This window comes from Xenorhabdus sp. XBWT (genome assembly GCF_059072735.1).
The window spans coordinates 1,731,518-1,748,003 of the sequence record NZ_CM180990.1; the positions used below are offsets into that span (position 1 = coordinate 1,731,518).

At 45.0% G+C, this 16,486-nt stretch carries 18 protein-coding genes and 3 pseudogenes; 12 read left to right on the forward strand and 9 right to left on the reverse strand.

From position 1 onward, the window contains the following. Positions 1-337 precede the first annotated feature (337 nt). On the forward strand, positions 338-841 hold the full coding sequence (locus tag AC5JQI_RS07845) for a DUF4760 domain-containing protein (RefSeq protein ID WP_493914294.1): 504 nt from the start codon (positions 338-340) through the stop codon (positions 839-841). Between the two features lie 56 nt (positions 842-897). On the opposite strand, the gene AC5JQI_RS07850 is transcribed toward AC5JQI_RS07845, so the two are convergent. The 6 genes and pseudogenes from AC5JQI_RS07850 to AC5JQI_RS07875 all read right to left on the reverse strand — a co-directional run bounded on the left by AC5JQI_RS07850 (position 898) and on the right by AC5JQI_RS07875 (position 4,126). After that, a complete protein-coding gene (locus AC5JQI_RS07850; protein WP_493914295.1) occupies positions 898-1,230 on the reverse strand; it encodes a hypothetical protein in 333 nt (110 codons plus the stop codon). Positions 1,231-1,247: 17 nt separating this feature from the next. Continuing rightward, on the reverse strand, positions 1,248-1,943 hold the full coding sequence (locus AC5JQI_RS07855) for a terminase large subunit domain-containing protein (RefSeq protein ID WP_493914296.1): 696 nt from the start codon (positions 1,941-1,943) through the stop codon (positions 1,248-1,250). Between the two features lie 5 nt (positions 1,944-1,948). Then, a complete protein-coding gene (locus AC5JQI_RS07860; protein ID WP_493914297.1) occupies positions 1,949-2,149 on the reverse strand; it encodes a DUF7301 family protein in 201 nt (66 codons plus the stop codon). A 20-nt stretch (positions 2,150-2,169) separates the two neighbouring features. Then, positions 2,170-3,315 (reverse strand): annotated as a pseudogene (locus tag AC5JQI_RS07865) (DNA cytosine methyltransferase); the annotation flags it as partial. Further along, the gene (locus AC5JQI_RS07870) at positions 3,309-3,569 is read right to left on the reverse strand and encodes a hypothetical protein (RefSeq protein ID WP_493914298.1); all 261 of its coding nucleotides are present in this window, start codon (positions 3,567-3,569) and stop codon (positions 3,309-3,311) included. The pseudogene AC5JQI_RS07865 and the gene AC5JQI_RS07870, both read right to left, overlap by 7 nt. Next, a complete protein-coding gene (locus tag AC5JQI_RS07875) occupies positions 3,566-4,126 on the reverse strand; it encodes a hypothetical protein (protein ID WP_493914299.1) in 561 nt (186 codons plus the stop codon). The genes AC5JQI_RS07870 and AC5JQI_RS07875 overlap by 4 nt, the downstream gene beginning before the upstream one ends. A 130-nt stretch (positions 4,127-4,256) precedes the next feature. Between AC5JQI_RS07875 and AC5JQI_RS07880 the strand changes: the two genes are divergently transcribed. Both AC5JQI_RS07880 and AC5JQI_RS07885 read left to right on the forward strand, forming a co-directional pair. Further along, complete coding sequence (locus tag AC5JQI_RS07880) at positions 4,257-4,667, forward strand: hypothetical protein (protein ID WP_493914300.1); 411 nt, start codon at positions 4,257-4,259, stop codon at positions 4,665-4,667. A gap of 3 nt (positions 4,668-4,670) precedes the next feature. Continuing rightward, a complete protein-coding gene (locus tag AC5JQI_RS07885; RefSeq protein ID WP_493914301.1) occupies positions 4,671-7,085 on the forward strand; it encodes a primase-like DNA-binding domain-containing protein in 2,415 nt (804 codons plus the stop codon). 352 nt (positions 7,086-7,437) lie between these two features. Here the strand turns inward: AC5JQI_RS07885 and AC5JQI_RS07890 are convergent, their stop codons facing one another. Together AC5JQI_RS07890 and AC5JQI_RS07895 are read right to left on the reverse strand one after the other, a co-directional pair. Then, on the reverse strand, positions 7,438-8,127 hold the full coding sequence (locus tag AC5JQI_RS07890; protein ID WP_493914302.1) for a DarT1-associated NADAR antitoxin family protein: 690 nt from the start codon (positions 8,125-8,127) through the stop codon (positions 7,438-7,440). A 3-nt stretch (positions 8,128-8,130) separates the two neighbouring features. Continuing rightward, positions 8,131-8,778, reverse strand: coding sequence for a DarT ssDNA thymidine ADP-ribosyltransferase family protein (locus tag AC5JQI_RS07895; RefSeq protein WP_493914303.1), 648 nt, complete (start codon positions 8,776-8,778; stop codon positions 8,131-8,133). Between the two features lie 623 nt (positions 8,779-9,401). Here AC5JQI_RS07895 and AC5JQI_RS07900 point away from each other — a divergent pair. The 9 genes and pseudogenes from AC5JQI_RS07900 (at position 9,402) to AC5JQI_RS07940 (ending at position 15,564) form a co-directional block, all read left to right on the forward strand. Further along, positions 9,402-10,553: a phage major capsid protein gene (locus AC5JQI_RS07900; RefSeq protein ID WP_493914304.1), complete on the forward strand. Its 1,152-nt coding sequence runs from the start codon at positions 9,402-9,404 to the stop codon at positions 10,551-10,553. Between the two features lie 44 nt (positions 10,554-10,597). Continuing rightward, a pseudogene (locus tag AC5JQI_RS07905) lies at positions 10,598-10,993 on the forward strand (HK97 family phage prohead protease); the annotation flags it as partial. Beyond that, positions 10,987-11,811, forward strand: a pseudogene (locus tag AC5JQI_RS07910) (phage portal protein); the annotation flags it as partial. The pseudogenes AC5JQI_RS07905 and AC5JQI_RS07910, both read left to right, overlap by 7 nt. Next, on the forward strand, positions 11,808-12,146 hold the full coding sequence (locus AC5JQI_RS07915; RefSeq protein ID WP_493914305.1) for a phage head closure protein: 339 nt from the start codon (positions 11,808-11,810) through the stop codon (positions 12,144-12,146). The pseudogene AC5JQI_RS07910 and the gene AC5JQI_RS07915, both read left to right, overlap by 4 nt. Next, complete coding sequence (locus AC5JQI_RS07920) at positions 12,139-12,441, forward strand: head-tail connector protein (protein ID WP_493914306.1); 303 nt, start codon at positions 12,139-12,141, stop codon at positions 12,439-12,441. Before AC5JQI_RS07915 ends, AC5JQI_RS07920 begins: the two co-directional genes overlap by 8 nt. Then, positions 12,441-12,875, forward strand: coding sequence for an HNH endonuclease signature motif containing protein (locus AC5JQI_RS07925; protein ID WP_493914307.1), 435 nt, complete (start codon positions 12,441-12,443; stop codon positions 12,873-12,875). Before AC5JQI_RS07920 ends, AC5JQI_RS07925 begins: the two co-directional genes overlap by 1 nt. A 125-nt stretch (positions 12,876-13,000) precedes the next feature. Beyond that, positions 13,001-13,354: a phage terminase small subunit P27 family gene (locus AC5JQI_RS07930; RefSeq protein WP_275383977.1), complete on the forward strand. Its 354-nt coding sequence runs from the start codon at positions 13,001-13,003 to the stop codon at positions 13,352-13,354. Beyond that, positions 13,351-15,012: a terminase large subunit gene (locus AC5JQI_RS07935; RefSeq protein ID WP_493914308.1), complete on the forward strand. Its 1,662-nt coding sequence runs from the start codon at positions 13,351-13,353 to the stop codon at positions 15,010-15,012. Before AC5JQI_RS07930 ends, AC5JQI_RS07935 begins: the two co-directional genes overlap by 4 nt. Positions 15,013-15,291: 279 nt before the next feature. Further along, positions 15,292-15,564, forward strand: a complete 273-nt coding sequence (locus tag AC5JQI_RS07940; RefSeq protein WP_493914309.1) for a helix-turn-helix domain-containing protein — start codon at positions 15,292-15,294, stop codon at positions 15,562-15,564. A gap of 66 nt (positions 15,565-15,630) precedes the next feature. Here the strand turns inward: AC5JQI_RS07940 and AC5JQI_RS07945 are convergent, their stop codons facing one another. After that, positions 15,631-16,464, reverse strand: a complete 834-nt coding sequence (locus tag AC5JQI_RS07945) for an HNH endonuclease (RefSeq protein WP_493914310.1) — start codon at positions 16,462-16,464, stop codon at positions 15,631-15,633. Between the last annotated feature and the right edge of the window lie 22 nt (positions 16,465-16,486).

A 16,486-nucleotide genomic window follows, 5' to 3' on the forward strand; every position in this document is an offset into this window, starting at 1 on the left:
GGAAGCGCGCCAGCGCTGGGGCTTAGCGGGGTGAGAGATCCTTGTTTGATCTTGCGGATTGGGGCGGGAAATGGGGGATTTTATGCAGACAAAATTATTCCGAAAAAACTGTACAGTTCCAGGCACGTTTGCATAATTAAAAAGCACCCTGTATATTGACGGCCGGTAATCGATGAGATAGATTTTTACTATAACTGCTTCACGATCCGTGAATCTGTACAGTCTTTAAGGGGGTTAACATGAAAAAACTGTTTGATGAATTTGACGGCTTCTAATCTGAAATTAACCTCTATGAGGCGGGGGATCTGACCCCGCCTTTTTTGTGGATGAAAGAAAAATGACATTAGACGCAACAACGCTGCAAATCATCAGTAATGCCATTGTCTTTCTGGGTGTTCTGGTGGCCATCGGTACAATCATCTATAACGTTCGCACCGCGAAGAAAACCCAGACCGCCCACTTTTTGTTTGAGAGCCGTCAGGATGCACAATACATAGAATCACTGCACGTTCTTAAGCAGGTACATCGCTCAGGAAAGTCCTTCCGTTCCTACGTCTTCCCTAGCGAGGGAAAATCAATCTCCGAAGAGGAAATGGTGGAACGTCGTAAATTCCAGTACATCCTTAATTTTTACGAAAGAGTGGCGGTCAGCATCCGGGAAGGGATCTATGACGAAAAGATGATCAAGCGAACCTCATTTACCACCGTGGTTGAAACTTACGATATCGCTGAACCCTTAATCAAAGCCATCAGGGAACACATCAACTCTGAAACCACTTACCAAGAATTCGAGTGGCTGGTTAAGCGCTGGAAAGCCAGTCCGCTAAAGAAAAATAAGTAGACTGCCACGATAAAAAAAGCCGCTCAACAGGCGGCATTTCGTGACATGTCACAACATTACAATTTCAACTCATGCCAGCCTGACGTATTCCAACACGCAGCCTCGCCAGAGAAACAGCATTCCGTCACCGGAAGCGTATTACCACATTTTCCGCATTGCTGCGCTGATAACGCCTGCATTTTCTGTCGTAACGCCGCATCATCTTTGCGAATAAGCAACGTCAGGTATTCAACCACCTCATACGGTTCGCGCCCCGGCCGTCTCAGTGAGCAATTGCGTTTCAACATCGCCAGCTCCTGACTATCGAGCAGCACCTCTATTTTGGTCACGCCAGAATCTTTCTGGCGTTGACGCTGGGCGGCTTTACGTTCTGCGGGAGATTTAGCCATTGGGTTTATCCTCCTTTTCACCAACGTGGATGAGGCAAACGACACAAATACAGCTCTTCAAACGCCTGCGGTGTTAAACCCCAGGCAATTTTTTCTTTATCCAATCGATTTTCAGTATCATCAAACAAGGTGACTGTATCGAAAAAAGCGCATTCACCTTTGATACGATTCAGGATAAAGAACCGCTTATAAACCTCCTCGCCGTTATCCCCTGAACCTCTGGAGGAATAAAACGTTCTCTTCCATTGCTTATGCATTGATAGATCCAGCGCTAATTGCACCAACCGAATGGGGTTATCTGACCAAGCCCACTCAGACACATAGACATCACCACAGAGGGCAGCAACATGGCTGTTTTCATGCGCAAAGCGGATTTCAGCGCCATTACTGAGCGTTAATAACCGGATTTCTTCGGCATGTTCGATTAACGTTACTTGCTGTTTCGGGAAATGCTGAGCAAGGTAGTGAACAAAAATCGGCAATAATTCCTTATTGGACATAAAAAACTTATTCCGACCCGTCCGGCAGGCATCACTTAACGCTTCCAGCACGAAATAATAATCAGCACCCGCCTGTCTGCATTTATGCAAAAAGCGATTACGGTGATGTTGATTAGCTTTCCAGCGTTTCTGCCAGACAAATAAGTCTAAAACAAATTTCCGGTGAATGTCGTAAACGATGTTGGTATCTAACTTTAAGGTGATGTTATTCATTTTATTTATCCTCTCAGAATAAGAATGCCTGCCGCTAAGTCACGTTTAATGATTTGTCGCAACACCTTATCCCGACGGGACTTGATTGTTTTAAAAGCACGTTGATAAGGTTTAGTTCGGGTGTTTTTCCACCATTTTCTACGGCGGGCAAAGTACGTATCTAAATCGCTCTTCAATAATTCACTGGCTGTGGTGAGTTTTTTCATTGTTGCCTCATCTGCATTAAAATCCGTTTCCCAATCCATGCCATCACAGGCACGGCCATTGAATTACCGATTGCCCGGTAACGATGGCCATCGGGACAATCTGCCGCGGATTTACCGTTCCACGGAATTTGGGTGTGATTATCAGGAAAACCCTGTAACCGCTCGCACTCCACGGGGGTTAATCGCCGCACAGCGTCATGAGTAGCTATCAGATCAGCAGCGCTTTTATCATCCCGTGATCTGAGCGTTGATGAGATATCATCTGTTTTGTATTCCCCAAACGACAGCAGGCGATAGGTGGATATCAACCCGCTGCCGCGCTGAGAAAATATTTCCTGATTGCTCATCCCGATCCCACCTGTGTTATGGCTCTGGTTTAAGGTTGGGTGTGGGTTTAACTCTGAATCCCAGTGACTACCGATAACAGCACGGTTTCCAGCATGGGCGGCAACGGTTTGCCCCGCCGTTCCGCGCGTCTCAGGATGCCGGTGCACGCTGTCCGGCTCAAAAAGTACCGTGGCGGGACAAAAGTTTTTTCGAGCACTTGCGACAACAAACACACGGCGTCGTCGTTGGGCCACGCCGAAATATTGAGCGTCGAGCACCCGCCAGGCGACGGCTCTTTGTGGTCCAGACACATAACCTGCGTTCGTCCACCGTTTCCCTGACGGCTGCAACGGCACATCTTCGCCGGCAAGGCCTGCAAGAAAACAGCCGAAGGCGTTATCTCGGCTGGATAAGACGCCGGGGACGTTTTCCCAGACGATAATCGCGGGTTGTTTTCCGTTTGCTGTTCTGACTGAATCAATGACATTGGCCAACTCCACGAATGATAATGTTAGTTTTCCCCGCTCATCGCCCAGACCATTGCGCAAACCCGCAATGCTGAACGCCTGACAGGGTGTCCCGCCGACCAGAATATCCGGCGCATCAGCCTGATTTTCGGCAATCAGGGCAGGGATTTGGGTCATATCCCCCAGATTTCGGACATAGGGCCAGTGATAGCGCAGTACCTCACCGGGGAATTTTTCAATTTCACTGAACCACGCCGGGGAGAGTCCCAGCGGTTCCCACGCCACACTGGCGGCCTCAATCCCGGAACAAACCGAGCCGAATGTACACGTAATGTTATTAACGATTTCGGCATCTAATTTTAAGGTCAGCATCCGGCTTCCCTTGCTGCAAAATTTTCCACAATTTCCTCAATTCGCTCACTCAGTTGCTGCAAGGTTTTTATATCATTGCCATCAACTCCCAGTCTGATCACACAGCGGACTAATTCCCGCAAATTTGTGTAATATCTAAATGGTGTCAAATATTCGCGGCTTGCATTTTTACCTCTCAGCGATACTGTTTTTTTATTCAGCGTGTATGCTCTGCTATCTGAAGTAATGACATATTGACCTAAATCGATTCTCATGATTTCCTCATTTCACCCAGATTCTTAATCCGCTGCCGCAGCACATCGCGGTGCGCCTCTTTTTGCCGTTCCGTTTCCACCGGAATAAAACTGCCGTCCGTCCATAACCGGAAAGATTGTTCACTGAGGTTAATTTTTCCCCCGATAATTAATGACTGCGCCATCAGCCGGCTAAAATCCATCCCGATTGACCGGGCGTAATCGACCACTTTTTCAACTAACTGATCCTTCTCGCTGATCGTACGCTGACCCCCCGTACAGTTATTGACAGAACTCCAAGGGGCGGCGTTGCCGCCAGATAAAGGCAAAACCCCACTGCTGACCGTGCCGTTATCGGCCGTTAACTTCGGCACTATCTGCCAGCGGTGTTCACGGGTTGAAATAAAGGGATCATTGATAAGGTAAGGGGAGGTGATCCCCTGAATGCGTTGCGTGTCCTCACCGTAAGGGCTGCCACCTTCCACACGCTCATAAGAAAGACGCGCGGTCAGATCACGGCGGGAAACCAGCGGGCCACCCTGCGCCTCGGTGTATTTAGCCCAGTTGCCGGTACCCAAACTCACCCTAAATTTACATGTCTAATTGCGTCAGGTAATCAACATCTAATAGATATTCATCTCCAGCGTTTTATCACTGTTCTGGCGGGTATTTCCTTCCTGAGATCCGTTTCCCGTCAGGAGGTGCGCCGTGGGTAAAAAAACTCTTTCATTAAAACAGGCAGAGTATCGCACTCAGTTAGCAGCTTCTGTTTTCACGTTTATTCTCGAAAAGTCACCGGAAGAATGCAGCATTGAACTCAATAACCTGATTTTGCTGGCGCGTGATATCAGTCAGGAAATACAGCAAGCATTGTTGAAACATACACCACAGCCCTTGTTGATGACATTGTTAGGTTATGTGGTGAACAAACATCAGAAAGCGATACCGCTGGATCAAGCCATGTATCGAGCAGGGTTAGCCATGTCGTTATTTGAGGTGATTCTTGACAAAATTGGCAGGGATTGCTCCGAAGAACTGCGCGATCTGCTGGCGCTGGCCTGTGATTTTAACCAAGACGTCTATTACGCACTGGGTGCGGCTGTCTATGGGGAGGAATAAATTATGGGTTATTCCTCTTCAAAACATATGAAGAACCGCCCGATAGACGTTATCCGAAACGTGAAACAATCCGCCATGAATCACTGGCAAAGCTTGTTGCCAGCCTGTGGCGTTGATGTTCCGGCAAAGGGGAAGCATGGCGCTTGCCCGATATGCGGTGGCACTGACCGTTTTCACTTTATAGATGATAACCATCACGGCGACTGGCATTGTCGCCAGTGTGATCAGCCCAATCATGGCGATGGGCTGGATTTAGTGGCAAGAGCTAAGGGTATCACTATTCTGACCGCCGCTAAGCAGGTTGCTGATGTGCTGGCAATGCCGTTACCTGAATCCAAGCCAGCGAAAGAACAACCCCGAACAGTGAAAACCATTGCGGAACGGATCGCGGTACTGGTGGCAAAATCGATAAGGGGAGAATCTCAGTATTTGGCGAAAAAGGGGCTGCAATGCCCCAATCAACGGTTATTGCAGGATTCACTATTGCTGGTAACTCAGACTCTGGATGGCACTATCACGGGTGCTCAGACCATCAAGCCGAACGGTGAAAAGCACCTTGTTTCCGGCACACAGAAAAAAGGGAGTATTATTCCGGTGTCTGAGATAACCGAAACACCGGACACCATCATAATTACCGAAGGTTACGCGACCGCGCTGACTGTCACCCAGTTACATAATGGCGTGGTACTGGCTGCCATTGATGAAAGTAATTTACTGAATGTTGCCGAATTGGTCAGAAAGCAGTGGCCTGAATCGAGAATTATCCTTGCCGCCGATAATGATTGGCACTCACAAGGAGAACGGGACAAAAACGGCAAGCTCAAAAAGAATGTAGGCAAAATAGCGGCAGAAAAGACCGCTAAAGCGATTAATGGCTGGGTAACGTTACCGCCAACGGAATATAAAGCCGACTGGGACGATTATCGTCAGCATCACGGAATAGAGGCAGCAAAGCAGGCATTCAGTAACGGGTTATATCAGATTGGGGAGAAAAAACTCATGGAAGCAGAAGCGGGAGTGATCCACGAAACTAAGCTCAAAAAGGCCAATAATAATCTGGCACAAATGGCAGCCAGTCAACGCGGGGCATTATTGGTTGAGCATTACCAAAAAATCGCGGTACATGCTGAAAGCGAAGCCGTTTATTACTATAACGGTACGACATGGGAAACCCTATCAGATAACGAGCTGCGTCGTGCAATGGTGGCAATCTTTGACCAGCACGACACCCCGTACAGCCCAAACGGGATAAATAACGCTATCTGCGCCCTGAAATTACAGATTCCAGTTATTGGAGAACAACGGTCGGATTTAATCGGGTTCAGCAATGGCGTGTATGCGTTATCGACACAGCAATTTACCCCGCACCAACCGGAACACTGGTTAATGAATCATAACGGCATTGAGTTTACCCAGCCTGCTATCGGTGAAAACTTGTCGGATCATGCTTCTGACTTTTACCGCTGGTTATCCCATGCAGCGGGTCAGAATGAAAATAAGATGAATCGTATCAAAGCTGCCCTGTTTATGATTCTGGCAAACCGTTATGACTGGCAGCTATTTATTGAAGTGACAGGAGAAGGCGGCAGCGGTAAAAGTGTCTTTACGTATATCGCTACCTTACTGGCGGGAGAACACAATACTGCCAGTGGCAATATGAGAGCGCTGGATGAAGCAAGAGGCCGTTATCAGTTTGTTGGCAAGAGTTTAATCACGCTGCCCGATCAGGTTAAATATGTCGGTGAAGGGGCAGGCATTAAGGCCATTACAGGCGGTGATCTAATCGAAGTTGACGGAAAATACGAGAAACAGTTTTCTACCATCATTAAAGCCGTGGTATTAGCCACCAATAATGAACCGATGAGCTTTACCGAACGCAATGGCGGTATTGCACGGCGACGGGTGATATTTCCGTTTAATATTCCGGTCAAAGAATCCGAGAAAGATCCGCAATTGCCGGAGAAAATCAGTCGGGAATTACCAGTGATTATTCGTCATTTATTAAACGAATTTGCCGACCAGAATAAGGCTAAAAAACTGCTACAGGCGCAACGCGACTCTAACGAGGCGTTAACGGTAAAGAGTCATTCCGATCCGTTGTATCGCTTTTGCGGTTATCTGGTGTCAGTCAATGATGTGAGCGGAATGAAGATGGGGAATAAGAATATCAGCCCACGCGCACCAAGATTGTACTTGTATCACGCCTATCTCTCTTTTATGGAGGCACACGGTTTTGAACGCCCACTAACGCTAACCAAGTTTGGTGAATCCATCCCCAAAATTATGCTGGAATACCGGAAGGAATATCGGAAAGTACGAACCAAGAAAGGTTACTCTTATAACGTTGAGTTATCGGAAGAGGCTGAAGAATGGCTACCGTCAGTGCCTGAGTGTCGAGACTTTACATCACCTATATAAAACTTTTGGCTTTATGTCTACATTCCATACACCATTTCAAGCATCTAACTGTATTTAAAAGAAAATAATAGATGTATAGTTATTTTTTAGCTATACATCAACTGTACATTCTCTTCATTAATCTAAAAAGTGGGTGAACAGATGATACAGTCAGTGAATATCATATTAATTACCGTGAACCCAGATGTAGCAAGGCTTTCAGGGTATTGTGCAGAGGGTGCACAACTGAGAGGGTGAAAAAGATTTTTAGGGGGTAGGAAATAAAAGCTCTTATTTAATAACCTGAAAAGTACCTTAGTTGTATTAGTCATCACCTGATCTGGCAGATTGAAATGGCCTTATAGGCCATTGCTTATATTAATTGATGCTGTATGGAATAATTATTAACACCGTAATGAGGTGATAAAATAGATAAAAAATTATCTTGAGAGGTTAATACTTCCTCCAGCATGTTTCTCTTCATCAATGAGACAAATAAAGCAGCAGCTCTAGCCTGGCAGTTTATTGATTTTGCTGGATTAAACTCAATATCAGTAAATCCATCAAAATTTAATAAATGCTGAGCTAGTTTTTTATTTTGATTAAGAGCACTTAAATATAACCAATCATAAAAAGCGGTACGAGGAATAAGTGACCAAACTGTATTATAAAATTTAAAACCCACAAGATTTCCTGACTCTTTCAATCTTATATCTTTTTTGGATATTACTGATTCTTTATATAATAAATCGACATAAGGGCCGCCGTACTCGAAAACTTTACTTGCCTGAAATGCTGATTCAACAGTGAATTCTTTGGCGAGTCTCTTTGTCTTGATTCTAAGATTAAATGCACTAAGAGCAATACCTAACTCATCCTCTGATTTGCTAGAAATCTCGAGTAAGGCACCTACTCCTTGGGTATTAGCGGCTGCATGCAATGCCCTAATTGACTTTTGTTTTTGCACCTTTGCCATCCCTGAAGCCCAAGGGAAATCTAAATTTTTTGTAATAGACAATACACTTCCAGAAAATGAGGGGATAAAAACAGGTCTGACAGCCATAACTTATCCTAAAAAATAGGGCCTATGAGAGTATAAGGTTTTACCATTAAGATTAGCATAATATCTATGTTTCATTGTTGGATGCAACTTGTAAAAATGAGTAGCGGAGTCCTTGTTTGGATGAAAAATATTCAATATATAGGACGGTTCGATTTTATTGAAGACAAGGACTTCAGCTTGCACATCTGTGGTATATTCACTCGGAAGAGTGTTACATCTTGACTCTGAAAATACATTTTTAGCAAACATAGAGTTGAAAGCGTCAACATCTTTCATTAATGACAGATTATTGAATCTGACATTGTTTGAGGCTGCGTTCGTTGGATAAAAGGCACAATCTTTCTCCCACAAAACGGCAGGATCAATGGCTAACAATATCCAATTTCCTTTTGTTAACTGCCTACATTTGAATAACATTTTTGCATTAGGATAACTGATAGACAAACAGATAGCATCTAAATGCCCCTCAATTCTTTCTTCATCATTATAGTTATACGCAATTTTATTTTCGTCCAATGCTTTTCTATCTATGAGTCCACTCTCAATAATGGAAGAAAGATTATCGCAATGAGTAAAGTGGAAGAGTCTGGTAATATTACGCTTCTGAACTATTTCCTGTATAGTTATTGTTTCATTATGATGTATGGTCATTATTATATCCGATTATTATTTCATTAGAAAACAATTGGCACTTTTAAATTCTTGTAGTACAAGATAAAACACCCATAAAGAATACGCACGTGATCTACGTCAAATAAAAATAATAAATAACAACATATTACGAATGCTAGGATCTGTTCAATTCCCGCCAGCTCCAAATTTAATTCCAAAGCAATCCCGGTAAAAATAAAGTTCAGTAATAACAAATAATTATGAGATTTTTATGTCCTAGGTAATCTGATAGCTTCCCATTAAACCCAACAATATTAGGCACCTTGATAGATACTGGACTGATCCTGCCAAGGTTGAAGCTCCAGTTCTATATTAAAAAATGATAGGCGACACTATACATTTCAGAGTCTTCTAATATTTCTAATTATCTCGATTGCAATATCCAATGATGAATATGTTTTTATTTTAATAAAACCCAACATAAAAAATAAATATAATATCTTTGTTTTTTTGCGGGATTATATAGCCAAATAAGTAGAGTTAATTCTTCTGTAAAAAACGTTATTGTGTAACCAAGCATCATAAATAGATGACTTCATATTATTTTTCATGGTGTTAAAAATTATAGCTAATTTAACCCAACATATTTTATGTAAAACACTATGAAAAAATTACTCGAATTACGCCAACAAAAAACCGATTTAACTCATCAAATGCGCTCGCTTCTCATCCAAGCCGAAAACGAAAAACGCTCACTCAATACCGATGAAGCTAAACAGTTCGACGAACTGCGCAGCCAGTCCGACACACTGAATACTGAAATTGCCCGTTATGAATCTTTGGCTGACGAAGAACGCACTCAGGCAAGAACTCAACCGACCAGCAAAAAACTCAGTAATGATGAACTGCGCCACTATGTTCTGACTGGTGAAACTCGTTCCCTATCTACGGGGGTTCCGTCAGACGGTGGCTACACAGTTATCCCCGAACTGAACAAACAAATCATGCAGCAACTGACTGATGAGTCAGTTATGCGCCGGATTTGTACAGTGAAAAACACCCGCAGCAATGAATATAAACAGCTTGTTTCGGTCGGTGGCTCAGCCGTGGCACACGGCGAAGAAGGCAAGGCACGCAATGAAACCACAACGCCGAAAATGGAAGAAGTCAGCATTAAGCTGTTCCCCATCTACGCCTACCCTAAAACAACCCAAGAGATTATCGATTTTAGCGATGTCGATATCTTAGGTTGGCTGACTTCCGAAATTGCTGACACCTTTGTTGATACCGAAGAAACCGATCTTGTGAGCGGTGACGGCAGTAAAAAAGCTAAAGGTTTTCTAACCTATCCCCGTGATACTCAAAGCGACAAAACGCGCGCTTTCGGCACATTGCAAAAGATGGAAGTTACCGCGCTTTCTGCTGATAGCTTGATTGACCTGAAATTCTTACTCAAGAACAAATACCGCAAAAATGCCGTCTGGGTGATGAATTCCGGTTCAGCCGCTCAGGTACAAAAGCTGAAAAACGTCAATGGTGATTATATCTGGCGGGAACGTTTACAGGCAGGTGATCCTGATATGCTGCTGGGCTTGCCTGTCCACTATCTTGAATTTATGCCGGAAGGTGTGATCAGTCTGGGAGACTTCAAGCGCGGCTATTTTATCGTTGACCATGAAACGGGCATTCGTACCCGCCCTGATAATATCACCGAGCCGGGATTTTATAAGGTACATACCGATAAATATTTGGGTGGCGGGCTGGTGGATTCCAACGCAATTAAGGTACTGGAAGTGAAAGCATCCGGCAACTAAGCAGAAGGGGTATCGCGCCCCTTTCCAAGTCTTGGAGTCCATTAATGAAGAATGATTTTGAAATTCGAACAGCTTCACTGTCTGCCAGCAATAAAAAACTGACAGGCTATGTGATTAAGTGGAACAGCCGATCCCATGTATTATGGGATGAGTTTATCGAACAATTCGCGCCGAATGCGTTTAACACCAGTTTAGCAACGGGAGTTGATATCAGGGCGTTGTACGAGCACGACCCGATGAACCTGTTAGGCCGTACCACGTCCGGCACATTGCAACTTGTCGAAAATGCCACCGGATTACGTTTCGAATTAACGCCGCCAGATACCCAATTGGGGCACGATGTATTAACACTGGTTGAACGCGGGGATATACAAGGCATGTCCTTTGGTTTTCGTGCCATAAAAGATCAGTGGGATACCAGTCAGACCCCCTATACCCGCCGTCAGCAGTCGTACCACAACGATTATCCGATCATCGGTTCGCATATGTCATCACCGAACCTTATAGCGGTAAGGTGAAAACCTATCTACAGGAAGAAGTGTTGCATCTACGCTATGCCACTGAAGATGGTTTTCTTGGGCGCTCACCTGTCACCGTTTGCCGTGAAACACTGGGTTTGGGGCTGGCACAACAGCGCCACGGCGCAAGCATTATGAAAGATGGCATGATGGCGGCAGGCGTGATTAAAGCCGCTGACTGGCTGGACGGGATCAAGGGAAGTAAGGCACTGGAAGCCCTCGAACGTTACAAAGGCGCTCGTAATGCAGGGAAAACGCCTATTCTTGAAGGCGGGATGGAATACCAACAATTGGGGATGAGTAACCAAGATGCCGAATGGCTGGCTTCCCGCCGTTTCACGATTGACGATATCGCCCGTATGTTCAATGTCAGCCCGATCTTTCTGCAAGAATATTCGAACAGTACCTACAGCAATTTTAGCGAAGCGTCTCGCGCTTTTCTGACCATTACTATGCGCCCGTGGCTTGCCAATTTTGAACAACAAATCAAAGCGGCCTTGCTGATGACCTCGCCAAAACGGGGGATTCGTTATCAGGTCGAATTTGATACTGCCGACTTGCTGCGGGCCAATCCGAAAGAACGTTTCCAGAGTTACGAAACTGCCATTAAATCCGGTGTTATGTCACCGAATGAAGCCCGCGAACGCGAGGGATTATCGCCCCGTGAAGGTGGTGATGAATTTAGTCAGGCATGGAAGCAAACCGTAGAAGTGAAAAAGCAAACGGAGAACAAGGCATGAGAGCAGGCAGATTACGACACCGGATCACGCTTCAAAAAAACGAATCAAGCCGCTCGCCGATGGGGTCGGTGATAAACAAATGGGTGGATGTCGCTGAGGTGTGGGCGGAAGTACAACCGATCAGCGGGCGGGAGCTGGTGGCCTCCGGTGCTGTGTTATCCGAAGCTACCGTGCGTATCTGGCTGCGTTACCGTGATGATATCACCACAACAAATCGCATTGTTTATCAAGGTGCCAGCACCCACGGCAAGACCTTTGCCATCGTTGCCGTTATCCCTGACCCGAAACATACCCGCTTAGAACTGCTCTGCAAGGGAGGCGTGAAATATGCCTGATATTGACATTCCACTGAATGAAATCAAACAACACTGCCGGATTGATGAAAGCGATGTTCTTGATGATGCGTTATTAATGGCTTATGCCGAAGCCGCGCTGGAAGTCTGCCAGCAACATATCGACAAGCGATTTGATAATGGTTTGGCCTTTACGCCAGCAATCAAGGTGGGCTGCCTGCTTTATATCGGGTTGCTGTATGAAAATCGGGAAATGGCAACGGACATTGCGCTGAAAGAAGTCCCGTTCACCATTAAATCACTGTGGTCAGTCTATCGTGATGTGAGAGTCTACTAATGCCGTGGCAGCCCTTAAAGCGATGTAGCTACCCACACTGCCGCGAGCGGGTGAAATCAGGCCGATGCGAGCAACACCAGCGAGAAGCCAGACGCCAGCAGGACAAGCAACGCGGCACCCGAACCCAGCGAGGCTACAGCAATCAATGGGGACGCTATCGGCTGCACTACCTGAAAGCTAATCCGTTATGTGTCCGCTGCTTACAGCAAGATGTATACACACCTGCAAGCATTGTAGATCACATCATCCCGATACAGGGTGATACTGATGTGCTGTTCTGGCCTGCATCGAACCATCAAGCGTTATGCCAGACCTGCCATAACCGCAAGACCGTACAGACCGATCCCATCACCAAAGCGAAGCGCAAACAGGGGATCTATCGACAGCAGGAAACCGAAGCAGCAAGGTATCGTGATTGGCTATCAGATGAATAATAATTAAACAAAATAACGAGGTGGGGGTATCAAAAATGACAAGAGTCCTTCCCAGCGGAACCGCCCCCTCCTCAAATTTTTATGCACGGCAGTTTTTTGAAAATAAAACAATAAGGAAAAAAATCATGTCAAGAGCACCAAAACCGCCAACCTACCTTAATGATATTGCTGCCAGTCAATGGAAGGCCAAAGGTAAAATATTAAGCGAACGGGAAGACTTGAACGCCGCTGACTGGAACAACTTAGAACTGTATTGCGTGAACTATGCCATTTACCGAAAAGCGGTGGCAGACCTTGATATCAGGGGCTTTAGCATTGTTAACAGTCAGGGCAGTGAGAGCCGAAATCCATCATTGAGCGCTAAAGCCGATGCTGAAAAAATCATGATAAAAATGTCGTCGTTGCTGGGTTTTGACCCCGTATCACGGCGTAAAAATCCGGTGGAAACTGAGGAAGAAGATGAGCTGGATCGTCTATGAACGCATGGGAGCAATACGCTTTTCATATCGAAAACGGTAAAATTCCGGCCTGTAAACGCGTAAAACAGGCCGTAAAACGCTACTATAGCGACCTGAATAACCCGCTTTATCTGTTTGATTCGGAGGCTGTGGCGCGTTTTATTGCCTTTTCCCGTGTCTGCCCGCATGTCAAAGGCCATTTACGCGGCAAACCCATCATGCTTGAGCCGTGGCAGCAGTTCGCTTTTGCGAACCTGTTCGGCTTCAAAGTAAAAGCGACCGGACGCAGAAAATACCGGAGCGCTTATATTCAGGTGCCGCGCAAAAATGCCAAATCCACCGTTGCCGCTATACTGGCTAACTGGTTTCTGGTGATGGAGCAAGGGCAGCAGGATATTTACACCGCCGCCGTGAGTCGGGATCAGGCGCGTATCGTGTTTGATGATGCCCGCCAGATGAGCCTGTTATCAAAGCCCCTGAAAAAACGGGTCGCTATCCAGCAACATAAAGTCACTTATCCTAAAACCAACAGCCTGTTAAAACCGCTGGCAGCCAAAGCCGCCACGATTGAGGGGACTAACCCCAGTCTGGCGATTGTCGATGAGTACCATTTACACCCCGATAACGCCGTGTACTCTGCGCTTGAATTGGGCATGGGTGCCCGTTCCGAAGGACTTCTGTTCGCCATTACCACCGCGGGCAGTAACGTGATATCAGCCTGTAAACAGCACTATGATTATTGCTGTCAGATACTGGATGGCGAAGAACAGAACGAATCGCTGTTTGCCCTGATTTACGAACTGGACGATGAGAGCGAGATTGATGATGAAGCACTTTGGATAAAAGCCAATCCCAATCTGGATGTATCGGTAGACAGTGCCGCCTTGCATGACACCATCCAGAAAGCACGGGGTATTCCCTCACAATGGACGGAAATGTTAACCAAACGCTTTAATATCTGGTGTCAGGGTGAAACTCCGTGGATGGGCGAAGGTGCGTGGAAAGCCTGCCAACTCAATTATAATGAAAACGACCTTAAAGGGCTGGAGTGTTACGCCGGACTGGATTTATCCTCAACAGGCGATATCACCAGCATTTGTTACACCTTCCCCGTGGATAACGAACTGTTATTACTGACCCGCCATTATCTACCCGAAGCCCAATTGCAGAACCCCGCCAACAAGAATAGGGCTGTGTATCGACAATGGGTGCAAGCAGGTTGGATACACACCACCGCAGGCGATTGCATTGATTATGACCGTATTCGTGATGATATTCTAAACGACAGCCAGAACTTTGATATCAAGTTGGTCGGCTTTGACACATGGAACGCTACGCATCTACGTACACAATTACAGGGGGTTGGGCTGGATGTTGAGCCGTTCCCGCAAACCTATATGCGCTTTAGTCCGGTGGCGAAATCTGCCGAGGTGTTCGTAAATCGAAAGGTCATTCGTCACAATGGCGATCCTGTGCTCGCGTGGGCAATGTCCAATGTGGTGATGGAAACCGACGCGAACGCCAATATCAAACCGAATAAAAAGAAATCGGCGAATAAAATCGACCCCGCAATCGCGTTCCTGATGAGCTTTGGCACATGGCAGAGTGAGCATGAAGAGTTCGCATTTAGGTTAAGTGAAGAGCAACAAGAGCGCCTTAAAGTGTTTAATGGGATATAACGCAAAAAGTTAAGTGGTTTTACTGATTCGCTTATTGAACCAGATAAAACAATTCGTTAAAGTGGCTCCGCCATTAGCAAAATCTAGTGGTAAGGTTTCGCAGCCTTGAATATAACGTCCCACTGGTAGGAAATTTCTACCAGTGTGCTTGCTATCACCTATTCAATGGTGGTTCAAGCAGGGGAGGCTTCGGCCTCGCCGGTTGGACGTTACCGGTACTGCGAACCCTGTTTGAATCACCACCATCAATTTTATCAATTAATGGAAGGGGTAGCAGGAATGAATAACGTTAAAAATGACTGGCATCAAGCCGATATTATTGCTGCATTACGCAAGAGGGGGACAACCCTAGCGGCTGTTTCTCGTGAAGCGGGGCTTAGTTCATCTACACTGGCAAATACTCTCAGTCGGCCTTGGCCTAAAGGCGAATGGATTATTGCTAACTATCTCGAAGTACATCCTTCTGAAATTTGGCCTAGTCGCTATTTTGATATGTACGGTCAGCTTATCGAACGCAATGTCAGGAAAACTTCAAATTTAACAAAAACCTAACTTGTATTTAATAAGATATCTACGTGGGGTTATTACTTACCCCACAAATACAAAAAATTTGCAATGCTACTTCTGATTTCCACTATCCCATATCATGGCATTACCGGGAACTTTTTGAGAAATAAAGCCATATTTCCTTTGTGCCCAAATAATAAATGAGTTATCAGACTGTCCACATTCAGGGCAATGAAGAGTTCCAGAATTGTGTAATCCTTCATGCCAAGTGTAAATTGAAAAATGCAACCCACATTTTAAACACTTAATTTTTTTTTCAATGTATTTTGAGGTTTTTTCAATAATGCTTTGAACATATGTAACTCCTTGGATGGTAATTTCAGCCATATTTCCAGTTAATGTTATATATCCATTTTCAATTAACTCCAATATTACATCAGGGTATTGCATGTTTTCTTTTGTAATTTTAGAGGGTAAAACAATATCATCAGTAGCCAAGTAAAAATGGTTTTCTATTCTATCTATCTTTATAATTGATGAATTACTGACTGCGGAAAGCAATAATTCAATTGCAATATTTGATAACTTTACTTCTTGTTTTTTATATTTTAATGCTTCAATAATAGCTGCCGAAATAGATTGTAATTCTCCAGTTATAACCTGATTTTTTATCGGGAGCAGCCCTTTTTCTACCATCTCATAAACTTTATCTCTATGTCCTTTTAATTCTCTTTTGCTAAAATTTTTAGTCATCCCCATCCTTGTGTGTATTGCTGTATGACAATTAGCACACACTGGAATCAAATTATCTTCTTCGTGAGTTCCTCCATTACACTGCTCAACAATATGATGAACTTGAATATTCAAGGGAACAAACTGTCGACAAAGGCTACAATGCCTTGCACAGTTAACTAAAATTTTTGCCGAAACTATTTCTGGTATCATTGGCTACTATTCCTAAGATAAA